Annotated in this window: 8 protein-coding genes and 1 pseudogene; 7 read left to right on the forward strand and 2 right to left on the reverse strand. The window is 69.0% G+C overall.

Annotated features, from left to right (window positions below):
- The 7 genes and pseudogenes from RWR81_RS10170 to moeB form a co-directional block, all read left to right on the forward strand.
- Positions 1-3,020: pseudogene (locus RWR81_RS10170) on the forward strand (nitrate reductase subunit alpha); the annotation flags it as partial.
- Complete coding sequence (gene narH, locus RWR81_RS10175; RefSeq protein ID WP_314457423.1) at positions 3,020-4,717, forward strand: nitrate reductase subunit beta; 1,698 nt, start codon at positions 3,020-3,022, stop codon at positions 4,715-4,717. The pseudogene RWR81_RS10170 and the gene narH, both read left to right, overlap by 1 nt.
- Position 4,718: 1 nt before the next feature.
- Positions 4,719-5,486, forward strand: coding sequence for a nitrate reductase molybdenum cofactor assembly chaperone (gene narJ, locus RWR81_RS10180; protein ID WP_314457425.1), 768 nt, complete (start codon positions 4,719-4,721; stop codon positions 5,484-5,486).
- Positions 5,483-6,271 carry a respiratory nitrate reductase subunit gamma gene (narI, locus tag RWR81_RS10185; RefSeq protein ID WP_314457426.1) on the forward strand — a complete coding sequence of 263 codons (789 nt, stop codon included), beginning with the start codon at positions 5,483-5,485 and terminating at the stop codon, positions 6,269-6,271. Before narJ ends, narI begins: the two co-directional genes overlap by 4 nt.
- A gap of 33 nt (positions 6,272-6,304) precedes the next feature.
- Positions 6,305-7,237 (forward strand): molybdate ABC transporter substrate-binding protein, encoded by a 933-nt coding sequence (modA, locus tag RWR81_RS10190; protein ID WP_314457428.1) that lies wholly within the window; start codon positions 6,305-6,307, stop codon positions 7,235-7,237.
- A 52-nt stretch (positions 7,238-7,289) separates the two neighbouring features.
- Positions 7,290-9,416 (forward strand): molybdate ABC transporter permease subunit, encoded by a 2,127-nt coding sequence (modB, locus tag RWR81_RS10195; RefSeq protein WP_399498382.1) that lies wholly within the window; start codon positions 7,290-7,292, stop codon positions 9,414-9,416.
- Between the two features lie 39 nt (positions 9,417-9,455).
- On the forward strand, positions 9,456-10,754 hold the full coding sequence (gene moeB, locus RWR81_RS10200; RefSeq protein WP_314457438.1) for a molybdopterin-synthase adenylyltransferase MoeB: 1,299 nt from the start codon (positions 9,456-9,458) through the stop codon (positions 10,752-10,754).
- 159 nt (positions 10,755-10,913) lie between these two features.
- Here the strand turns inward: moeB and RWR81_RS10205 are convergent, their stop codons facing one another.
- Positions 10,914-11,531 carry a zinc transporter gene (locus tag RWR81_RS10205; RefSeq protein WP_314457439.1) on the reverse strand — a complete coding sequence of 206 codons (618 nt, stop codon included), beginning with the start codon at positions 11,529-11,531 and terminating at the stop codon, positions 10,914-10,916.
- Positions 11,532-11,749: 218 nt separating this feature from the next.
- On the reverse strand, positions 11,750-12,099 hold a 350-nt coding region (locus RWR81_RS10210; protein ID WP_314457440.1), incomplete at its 5' end, for a DUF6318 family protein.

The raw sequence follows: 12,099 nt of genomic DNA on the forward strand, positions 1-12,099 counted from the left end.
CAGGTCTTCGGCGACCAGACCGACGTCCCCGAGGCCGGCGACTGGTACAACTCCCAGTACCTCATGATGTGGGGCTCCAACTTGCCGCTGACGCGCACCCCGGACGCCCACTTCATGACCGAGGCCCGCTACCACGGGCAGAAGGTCGTGGCCGTCTCCCCCGACTACGCCGACAACACCAAGTTCGCCGACCAGTGGCTGCGCGTGGCCCCCGGCACCGACGGCGCCCTTGCCCAGGCCATGGGTCACGTCATCCTGACCGAGTTCCACGTCAAGCGCCAGGAGCCCTTCTTCCTGGACTACATGCGCCGTCACACCGACTCCCCCTTCCTCATCGGACTGGAGGCCTCCCCCGACGGGACCGGCTATGTGCCCGGCCGCTTCGTAACAGCCTCCGACGTCGACGGCGTGGCCACCGGTGCCCCGAAGAACGAGTTCCGCCCCCTCGTGTGGGACCGCCGGCGCGGTCCGGCCGACCCCGGCGGCACCCTGGCCGACCGCTTCGCCCCCGAGGGCGAGGGCAAGTGGAACCTGCTCATGGAGGGCCTCGACCCGGTCATGAGCATCCTGGACCTGCACGGCGAGGGCCCCCAGGTCCAGGCCGCCGAGGTCCTCCTGCCCCGCTTCGACCTGCCCGGCTCCTCCACCCCCGAGGGCTCTGTGGGCGGCGGCGTCGTGCGTCGCGGTGTGCCGGTCACCCGTATCGGCGACCGTCTGGTCACCACCGTCTATGACCTGCTCCTGGCCCAGTACGCCGTCGAGCGCCCGTCCATGCCGGGTGAGTGGCCTGAGGACTACCAGGACGCCACCGTCCCGGGCACGCCGGCCTGGGCCAGTGAGATCACCGGCGTGCCGGGCCCCGCCATCATCCAGGTGGCGCGCGACTTCGCCCTCAACGCCGTGGAGTCCGGCGGTCGTTCCCAGATCGTCATGGGCGCGGGCATCAACCACTACTACCACGCCGACCAGATCTACCGGACGATCCTGGCGCTGACCTCCATGTGCGCCACCCAGGGCGTCAACGGCGGTGGCTGGGCCCACTATGTGGGTCAGGAGAAGGTCCGCCCGCTCAGCGGCTTCCAGCAGTACGCCTTCGCCCTGGACTGGCACCGCCCGGCCCGGCAGATGATCTCCACCGGTTTCTGGTACATCACCACCGACCAGTGGCGCTACGACACCACCTCCGCCGAGCGCCTGGCCTCCCCGCTCGGGCCCGGGACCCTGGCGGGCAAGACGACGACCGACACGATGGTCGAGGCCATGAAGCGCGGGTGGACGCCGTCCTACCCCACCTTCAACCGCAGCCCGCTGCTCCTGGGCCAGCAGGCCGCCGAGGCGGGCATGGACCCCAAGGACTACGTCGTCGAGCAGCTGCGATCCGGTGAGCTGCGCTTCGCCTGCGAGGACCCCGACGCCCCCGAGAACTTCCCCCGCATCCTGTGCTCGTGGCGCACGAACCTGCTGGGCAGCTCGGCCAAGGGCACGGAGTTCTTCCTGCGCCACATGGTGGGCGCGGACAACGACGTCAACGCCGTCGAGACCCCGCCCGAGCAGCGGCCGGCCTCGGTGACGTGGCGCGATGAGGCCCCCGTCGGCAAGCTCGACCTCATGTGGACCGCGGACTTCCGCAACACCTCCACCACCCTGCACTCCGACGTCGTCCTGCCCGCGGCCACCTGGTACGAGAAGCACGACATCTCCTCGACCGACATGCACCCCTTCGTGCACTCCTTCAATGCCGCGATCGACCCGCCGTGGGAGGCGCGCACCGACTTCCAGGTCTTCCAGACCCTGGCCGGGCTCATCTCCGCCTGGGCGCCGCGCTACCTGGGCACCCAGACCGACGTCGTCGCCGCACCCCTGACCCACGACACTCCCGACGCCCTGACGATGGCGCACGGTGATGTCTCGGCCCTGCCCCAGGAGTGGGTGCCGGGGGTGACGATGCCCAAGCTGGTGCCCACCGAGCGCGACTACACCCAGATCCGGGCCAAGTTCGACGCCCTGGGCCCCCTGGCCGAGAAGCTGGGGCTTCCCTGCAAGGGCATCATGCTCAAGCCCGGGCCGGAGGTGGAGCGCCTGGCCCGCAACCACGGGGTCTCCTCCGACGGCGCGGCCGCCGGCCGGCCACTGCTCGACACCGACATCCGCGCCGCCGATGCGATCTTCACGCTGTCGGGAACCACCAACGGGCGCATCTCCACCGAGGGCTGGGACACGCTGTCCAAGCGCACCGGCACCCCGCTGGTCGAGCTCAGCGAGGAGGAGGCCGGCAAACTCATCTCCTTCGCAGACACCCAGATCAAGCCCCAGGGAGTCATCACCTCCCCGGAGTGGTCCGGCTCCGAGCACGGCGGGCGGCGCTACTCAGCCTTCGTGGTCAACGTGGAGCACGCCAAGCCCTGGCACACCCTGACCGGGCGCATGCACTACTACCTCGACCACGACTGGATGCGGGACATGGGCGAGTCCCTGCCGATCTTCCGACCACCGCTGGACTTCCACGCCCTGTACGGGGAGGCCGCGCCGGGCTCGGTGTCCACAAGCCAGGCGGGCACGGCGGAGGTCGCGGTGCGCTACATCACCGCGCACAACAAGTGGGCGATCCACTCCCAGTACTTCGACAACCTGCACATGCTCACCCTGGGGCGCGGAGGCCAGACCATCTGGATGAGCCCCCAGGACGCGGACAAGATCGGCGTCAAGGACAACGAGTGGGCGAGGCGTACAACCGCAACGGCATCGTGGCGGCGCGCGCCATCGTCTCCCACCGCATCCCCGAGGGCATGGTCTTCATGCACCACGCCCAGGAGCGCACCATGAACACCCCGCTGACCGAGTCCAGCGGCAGGCGCGGCGGGACGCACAACTCACTGACCCGGATCGTGCTCAAGCCCAGCCACTTCGCCGGCGGCTACGGGCAGTTGTCCTACGCCTTCAACTACATCGGCCCCACGGGCAACAACCGCGACGAGGTCACGCTCATCCGTCGCCGCAGCAACCAGGAGGTGACGTTCTGATGAAGGTCATGGCCCAGATCGCAATGGTGATGAACCTCGACAAGTGCATCGGCTGCCATACCTGTTCAGTGACCTGCAAGCAGGCCTGGACCAACCGCGAGGGCACCGAGTACATGTGGTTCAACAACGTCGAGACCCGCCCCGGTGTCGGCTACCCCAAGGGGTGGGAGGACCAGGACACCTGGCGCGGCGGCTGGGAGCGCACCGCCTCGGGGCGCCTGAGGCCCCGCTCGGGCGGGCGCCTGCGCCGCCTGGTCAACATCTTCGCCAACCCGGAGATGCCCACGGTCGAGGACTACTACGAGCCGTGGACCTACGAGTACGACCGTCTGCTCTCGGCCCCCAAGGACTCCCCGGCACTGCCGGTGGCCCGGGCCAAGAGCCAGCTGACCGGCGAGTACATGCCCACCATCAAGTGGGGTCCCAACTGGGATGACGACCTGGGCGGTTCTATGGAGACCCTCCAGCAGGACCCGATCATCGAGGCGATGAGCACGAAGGTGCGCACCGACATCGAGTCGGCCTTCATGTTCTACCTGCCGCGCATCTGCGAGCACTGCCTCAACCCCACCTGCGTGTCCGCCTGCCCGTCGGGCGCCATGTACAAGCGCACCGAGGACGGCATCGTCCTGGTGGACCAGGACGCCTGCCGCGGCTGGCGCATGTGTGTGTCGGCCTGCCCCTACAAGAAGGTCTACTTCAACCACGCCACCGGCAAGGCCGAGAAGTGCACCCTGTGCTACCCGCGCCTGGAGGTCGGTGAGCCCACCGTGTGCTCGGAGACCTGCGTGGGCCGCCTGCGCTACCTGGGCGTCCTCCTCTACGACGCCGATCGCGTCTCGCAGGCCGCCGCCGTCAAGGACCCGCAGGACCTCTACATGGCCCAGCGCGAGATCCTCCTCAACCCCCACGACCCGGAGGTCGTGGCGGGTGCGCGAGCCGAGGGCGTCCCGGACAACTGGATCGAGGCGGCTCAGGCCTCCCCCATCTGGGACCTCATCGACACCTACGAGGTGGCTCTGCCCCTGCACCCCGAGTACCGCACCATGCCGATGGTCTGGTACATCCCGCCGCTCTCCCCGGTCGTCGACGAGGTCGCGGCCGCCGGCCTGGACGGTGAGAACTACAAGGTGCTGCTCACGGCCGTCTCCGACATGCGCATTCCGCTGGAGTACCTGGCGGGCCTGTTCACGGCCGGTGACACCAACACGGTCGAGCTCGTGCTGCGGCGGCTGGCCGCGATGCGCTCCCACATGCGCGACGTGCGCCTGGGCCGCGAGCCCGACCCGGCCATCGCCGCCGCCGTGGGTCTGGACGGCAAGAAGCTGGAGGCCATGTACCGGCTGCTGGCCATCGCCAAGTACGACGACCGCTACGTCATCCCCACCGCCAAGCCCGAGGTCCCCCGCGGCATGGAGTCCATGGGCAACGACGTCAAGACCCTCCTGGGCGAGGGGGCGCCGGCCGGCTGCCACCCCGACGTCGCCTCCTTCCACGGTCAGGGCGGTGCCGGCGGCGTCAACAACGGCCCGGTGAGCCTGCCGCTGCCGACCGTGCGCCGCGAGCCGGTGCCGGCTGCCGGCCCGGGAATGCCGGAGGTCGGCGTGCCCCAACCGGTGGGGCGGGCCCAGGTGGCCGACTCCCCCGCACGGGCCACGTCGACCGGTCCCGCGGTCGCGGCCCCCAGGGACCTCTGAGATGGTCTCCTTCGTCCGCGCCCCCCAGGTCCTGGAGGCGCCCCCCGAGGTGCCCCTGGGCCCCTCTCAGCGAGCCACCGTGCACATGGCGGCCTCGCTGCTGCTGGACTACCCGACCGAGGGCACCCTGGAGACGCGCCTGAGTGCCGTCGAGGCGGAGCTGGCCACGCTGCCGGCGGAGGTGGCCGTCCTCCTGGAGGAGTTCATCGCTCAGGCCCGACGCCGCGGCGAGCGCGCCATGGCCGAGCACTACGTGGAGGTCTTCGACCGGCGTCGGCGCTGCTGCCTGTACCTGACGTACTACACGGTGGGCGACACCCGGCACCGGGGCGCGGCGCTGCTGGCCTTCAAGCAGGCGCTGGCTGCGGCCGGCTACGAGATGGCCAACGACGAGCTGCCCGACTACCTGCCGGTGGTCCTCGAGCTGTCCGCGCGCAGCGGCGACGAGGTGGCCGGTGCGCTCCTGTCCTCCCACCGCGAGGGCATCGAGGTGCTGCGCAGCGCCCTGGCCGATGCCGCCTCCCCCTACGCGGGGCTGGTGGAGGCCGTCTCGATGACCCTGCCGCGGATCGACGAGGCCACCGCCGAGCGCGTGCGTGCCCTCGTGGCGGCCGGTCCGCCCACCGAGACCGTCGGCGTCACCGACACTCTGCCCTTCCCGACCATTCCCGTGCGCAACCCGAACCTGTCCGGTGCACCCGCCGTGCCGGGCTCGGCACCAGTCGCCGATCCTTCCCCCTTCACGAGCAGCCAGGAGAGCATGACATGAGCCCGATTCAGCAGAACCTCATGTGGGTGGCCCTGCCCTACGCCAGCCTGGTGCTGCTGGTGGCAGGCATGATCTGGCGGTGGCGCACCGACCAGTTCGGCTGGACCTCCCGCTCCTCGCAGTGGAACGAGTCGCGCATCCTGCGCCTGGCCTCCCCCCTGTTCCACCTGGGCTTCCTCATGGTGATGGGCGGCCACGTCATCGGCCTCCTGGTGCCCAAGGACGTCACCGAGATGCTGGGCGTCTCCCAGCACATGTACCACCTGGGCGCCACCTACATGGGCACTTTCGCGGCCATCATGACGATTCTGGGCCTGGCCGGGCTCATCTACCGGCGCGTCGTCATCAAGAGCGTGCGCCTGGCCACCACCCGCAACGATCTGGTCATGTACTGCTTTCTCATCGTCCCGGTCCTGCTGGGCTCGGCCGCCACGGTCCTCAACCAGCTCGCCGACGCCCACGGCTACGACTACCGCGAGACGATCAGCCCCTGGCTGCGCTCGGTGCTGGTCCTCCAGCCGCGCCCCGAGCTCATGGCCGACGTGCCGGTCTCCTTCAAGCTCCACGTCGTCGCGGGCTTCCTGCTCCTGGCGATCTGGCCCTTCACCCGCCTGGTCCACGCGGTCTCAGCGCCCGTGGGCTACGTGAACCGCCCCTACGTGGTCTACCGTTCACGTGAAGGGGCCACCTCCACCGCCCGGACCTCGCGTGGCTGGACCCCGGTACGGACCCAGGGCACCGGCAACCAGGGGGTCAACGACGTCACTCCGTCCCAGGGCGCCTGAACCGGCCCCTCCCACCATCGCGAAAGGACACGCATGAGTATCACCCGCCGTGCGGTCATCGCCGCCGTCAGCCTGCTCTCCGCCGTCTCCCTGGCCGCCTGCGGCGGCTCCGCATCCAACAGCTCTACCGGCGCCGCTTCGGGCACCGCCTCCTCAAGCGCCTCCGCCGGCGCCGAGAAGGCCACCGGCAAGGTCACCGTCCTGGCCGCCGCCTCCCTCCAGGGTGCCTTCGAGGAGATCGAGAAGACCGTGGAGAAGGACAACCCGGATCTCGACATCACCTTCGACTTCCAGGGCTCCCAGGACCTGGTGTCCTCCCTGGCGGGCGGCAACAGCGCCGACGTCCTGGCCACCGCCAACAACTCCACGATGAAGGACGCGGCGGACCAGAAGCTGGTCGGCGACCAGACCGAGTTCGCCACCAACGTCCTGACTCTCATCGTCCCCAAGGGAAACCCCAAGAAGATCACCGGACTGGACTCATCGCTGGATGGCGCCAACCTGGTCGTCTGCGCCCCGGAGGTGCCCTGCGGCGAGGCCACCCAGAAGCTCACCACTGCCCTGGGCGTCACCCTCAACCCTGCCTCCGAGGAGCAGAAGGTGACCGACGTGCGCGGCAAGGTCGAGTCCGGAGAGGCCGACGCCGGCATCGTCTACACCACCGACGCAGCGGCCGCCAAGGACAAGGCGGACAAGATCGACATCCCCGACGGCGGCGTCGTCAACCACTACCCGATCGCCCAGACTGCCAGCCCCGAGAACGCCGCGGGCGCCAAGGTCTTCATCGACGCCGTCACCGGCAAGGCGGGCCAGGAGACCCTGGCCAAGTACGGTTTCGGGGCGCCCGGTAGCGCCACAGCCGGAGCCAGTGCGACTGCGAGCGGCGCCCCGTCCCGGGCCGCGACCGCCGGCGGGTCGGCCTCCCCGGAGGGGAACAAGCCCACAGCGGAGACGACCGCTCCATGACGGTGCAGATGCCTGAATCGGTCGATCCGGTCAACATGGTCCTGTGAGCCGGATGTCCTCCACTGCACAGTCCGCACAGCAGCCGACGCAACGGCCCGCCCGCGCCCTCCTGAGGTGCGGGCGGGCCGCTCGTTCGCCCCTGCCCGTCCTCGTGACTGCGCTGGCCGTCTTGGGAGGTTGCGCGATCGTCCTGCCCCTGGTGGGCATGGGGACGCGCGTCTCCTGGGGACAGCTCCCCCGGCTGCTGGCGACGCCGTCGGCGCAGGCCGCCCTGTGGTTATCGATCCGCACCTGCCTGGTCTCCACAGCGATCTGCGTGGTTCTGGGGGTACCGCTGGCGCTGCTGCTGTCCCGAAGCTGGCCAGGTGTGCGGTTCGCGCGCGTCCTCGCGGTGCTGCCGATGACGATGCCGCCGGTGGTGGCCGGTATCGCACTGCTGTCGACTCTGGGTAACCGCGGGATCCTGGGGGCACAGATGCGACAGTGGGGGCTGCCCATCGCGTTCTCGACAACCGCGGTGGTCATCGCCCAGGTCTTCGTCTCCATGCCGTTCCTGGTCGTCACCCTGGAGGCGGCGCTGCGCAGCCGCGACGAGCGGGCTGAGACGACCGCCCGGACTCTCGGGGCCGGGCCCTGGCGCGTCCTGGCACAGATCACACTGCCGCTGGCGGCGCCGGCCCTGGTCCGGGGCACCGCCCTGGCATTGGGCAGGAGCCTGGGAGAGTTCGGGGCAACTATCGCCTTCGCCGGCTCCAAGGAGGGGGTCACCCGCACCATGCCGTTGGCCATCTACCTGGAGCGGGAGAAGGACACGGCGACGTCGTTGGCCCTGGCGGCCGTACTCATCGGACTGTCCTTCATCATCGTCGGGGCGACCACCGTGGACTGGTCCCGTCTTACCGGTGTGCTGCCGGGCGGCCCCCTGGGCCGAGCCGGTCAGAAGGTCTCCCCGTCTTCCGAGTTCCCCTCGAATAACGAGTCCAACGGAGATGACTCCTCCTCCACGACTGCCGCTTCCGCCGCGCCGCTTCAGGGCACTGGGCCCGGCTGGGGGCTCCAGGTCTCCTTCGAGCTGGCGGCTCGCGGCGTGGCGATCGATCTGGAGGTGGAGGCCGGGCGCACGGTAGCGCTCGTGGGGCCCAACGGCTCAGGAAAGTCGACGGTCTGCTCCGTGGTGGCCGGTCTGCTGGACGCCGAGAACGGCCGCGTAGTGCTCGGCGAACGAGTCCTGGACGGCCCCGGGCGCTTCGTGCGGGCAGGGCGTCGCCAGGTGGCACTGCTCAGCCAGGACCCGGGGGTCTTCACCCACATGTCGGTGCTGGGCAATGTGGTCTTCGCGCTGCGCTGCCAGGGGGTGAGCCGCGGCGAGGCGACCCGTCGGGCTCGGGCCGAGCTGGCCGCCGTCGGCGCCGAGCACCTGACCTCACGCTCAGGAAGCGCGCTATCGGGCGGTCAGGCGGCCCGTGTGGCCTTGGCTCGGGCACTGGCAACGGGCCCGCGCCTGCTGGTCCTGGACGAGCCGATGTCCGCGCTGGACGTGACCGCTCGTCAAGAGATGCGCCGCCTGGTAGCGCACCGCTGCGCCGAGGAGGGGCTGACGCTGCTGCTGGTGACCCATGACGTCCTGGATCTGACGGCGCTGGCCGAGGATGTCGTCACCCTGGAGCGAGGTCTCGTGGTAGAGCAGGGGCCGACAGCGAGGGTCCTGTCCGCACCGCGCTCGGACTTCATCGCCCATCTGACTGGGACGTCCGTTCTCACGGGCGTCATCGACGGCGAGACCGGAGCTCCGGGGCTGCGGCTGCCGTCGGGACGGGTCGTTCACGGCCGCCCGCAGGAGGATGCTGAAGGTGTCCGCGCCGGCGAACGGGAAGAGCGGGATGATCACGACGAGGATCTCCGCCCCGGCGCCCCTGGTGTCGCACTGGTTCCGCCCGACGCCGTCGCTCTCTACCGTGAGGCCCCGCACGGCAGCCCCCGCAACGTCCTGACCGGCCGAGTGATGGGGCTGGATCGCTCGGGCGCACTGGTGAGCGTGCGCCTGGAGCTGGAGGAGGGGCAGTACCTGTCGGCGGCGGTCACCGCAGGGGCGGTGGCCGAGCTCGGCATCACCGAGGGCCAGGAGATCCTCTGTGCCATCAAGGCGGTGCAGGTGCGTGTTGTCGCCCGTCGGAGCTGAGCGCCCGCCACGCGTTCGAGGAGGGAAGAGGAGGACGTCATGAATGCAGCGAACGGGAGCGACGGAGGCTCGATCATCACCGAGGAGCGTCTGCGGCCGCTGAGCCGCGATGAGCTGGAGCGTTACCACCGCAATGCCCTGGTGCCGCAGGTGGGGGTCGTGGGGCAGCAGCGCATCCGCGCGTCCCGGGTCCTGCTCATCGGCGCCGGTGGGCTCGGGGCGCCGGCGGCGCTGTACCTGGCGGCCGCCGGGGTGGGCACGATCGGCCTCATCGATGACGACGACGTCGACGTCTCCAACCTGCAGCGTCAGGTCATCCACACCGCTGCTGCCGTGGGGCGTCCCAAGGTGGACTCGGCGGCCGAGGCGATTCGGGCGCTCAACCCCGATGTCGAGGTCGTCACCCACCGGACTCGGTTGACCACTGAGAACGCCCTGGGGCTGCTGCGCGGTTGGGACGTCGTCGTCGACGGGACGGACAACTTCCCCACCCGGTATCTGGTCAATGACGCCGCCGTCCTGCTGGGGCTGCCGCTGGTACACGGGGCGGTGCTGGGCTTCAACGGGCAGGTGGGGGTCTTCGACGCGCGCCGGGGCCCGTGCTACCGGTGCCTGCACCCCGCTCCGCCGCCCGCGGGCTCGGTGCCCTCCTGCGCGGAGGCCGGGGTGCTGGGGGTGCTGCCGGGGATCATCGGGACGATGCAGGCCGCCGAGGCGCTCAAGCTGGTGATCGGCGGCGCCGAGCCGCTGCTGGGGAGGCTGGCGATGCTTGATGCCTGGGGTGGAAGGCTGCGGGAGATCGCCGTGGCGAAGAACCCGGGTTGCCCGGTGTGCGGGGAGAACCCGACTATCACCGCGCTGGTCACGGAGGCTGATGCCTGCGCACTCCCCCGGACTCCTGACGCCGATGCGCGGTCGCAGGCCCATGGCTCCGGGGGCGACTCCCGCCGGCAGAGCGGGTGTTCCGAAACCGGATCCGCTGCGTCCTGCCGGATTCAGGGAAGTGGTGAGGTCCTGGGGTCAGGGGCAGAAACGGACATCATCTCCGCCGCCGAGTTGAGAAGGCTCCTGGAGGGCGTCGAGCCGCCGGCGCTGCTGGACGTGCGCGAGGACGTCGAGGTGGCGCTTGAACCGATGGCTGGCGCCCGGCATATTCCGCTGCGCGAGGTAGTGGCACGGATGGGTGAGCTCAACCCGAGCCGGCCGACGGTGGTCGTGTGCGCCGCTGGGGTGCGCTCAGTCCGGGCCATTGAGGCACTGAGGGCAACCGGTTACGCCGGTCGACTCCTCAGCCTCGACGGTGGTATGAGGGCCTGGGCGTCTGGAGCCTCCGCCTGATGGGTGCCTGCGGCGTCGGGTACCGGTGGTGTTGGGTGCCTGACTTCTGGATATGGAGGGGTGTTCGGCTGTAGGAGGCCCGCTCACCTCGGCGTATCTGAGATGGCGGGGCTCAATCGGGGCCCACCACAGGGACGGACCCCTGGGGGCTGGGTGGGTTTAGTGGCCTTGGGCTTGTTCGGCGTCGTCGGTGAGGTAGGTGATGATGCGTACTAGGTCGTAGGGAGTGGAGGTCTCGTTGGTGGTGATGGTGCCGTCGATGGTGCGCCAGTCGGTGTCTCCTTGGGGGCGGTATCGGGTGGTCCAGGTGGTGGTGAGGGTAGTGGTGACGTCTTGGGCGGTGTGCTTGTAGTGGTGGGTGACGGTTTGGTTCGGGTAGGGGGCTCCGGGGTCGGTGGTGGTTGTGGTGGTGCCGTCGCCCCAGTTCCAGGTGTAGGAGATGGGGGTGAACTCGATCTCGACGGTGGTGCCCAGGATGGTGGTGGTCTGGTAGTGGGGGCTGGGGTCGGTGTAGACGATGAAGGCCTTGGAGATGACGACCTTCGCCCCTGGGGGCTGGCGGGTGATCCCCGAGCCGGAGGCGATGAGCGTGGCCGCCTGGCGGGTGGTGATCGTGACCGTCTGGGGACCACCACCGGCGGCGGGCTGCTCGGGCTGGGAAAGTCGACGCAGCTGCTTACGATGGCATGCGTACTTGGCCAACCCGTTGTCGTCTTTCTCTGTTGAGCAGCCCCGGTGAGGCTGCTCCTCCCACATCGACGGATCCGACGCCGTCACGGTCGGATTCTCCTGAGACGGTACTCCACCGGAGTCCGGCGCACCTTCCTGAGGGATGGTCTCGGTCACCTCGCCATAGGCCTGACTTCCACCATCAACATTTCTCGCCCCCACTTGCAGTCCTGGTGGGGCATCGTCAGTATTTTCTGCCCTTAAGGGCGAGGCCGCAAGAAGTGGTAATAGTGCGGCAATTATTGCGATTTTGTGTGGCCTGATATTCATTTCGCTACCACCTCGACGGCCCCAACCTTCCATGTGCCGTTGATGTAGTGGACTCCGAAATTCATTTCCTGTCCCTCGACAGGGTCAGAGGTGGTCGAATTTTTCCCATCTCCGTAGTACGAGGTCATAATCCCATAATTGACGACTACTTTTATTCTATTGTAGTCATAGCCCTCCAGCCTGTCGTAGTATGTTATGTCTACAATTTCTTGCTGCCATTTGTCTGCCCAACCACCTCTGTTGTGGATTTGATTGGCGTCATTGATGGTGGATTGGCAGAATTCGCATCGCTCTTCGCTGATGGTTTCAAGTTCGGTGGTGTTGCCGGTCATGAAGGCGTAGCGGT

Source organism: uncultured Actinomyces sp. (assembly GCF_963526355.1).
Lineage (GTDB): Bacteria > Actinomycetota > Actinomycetes > Actinomycetales > Actinomycetaceae > Actinomyces.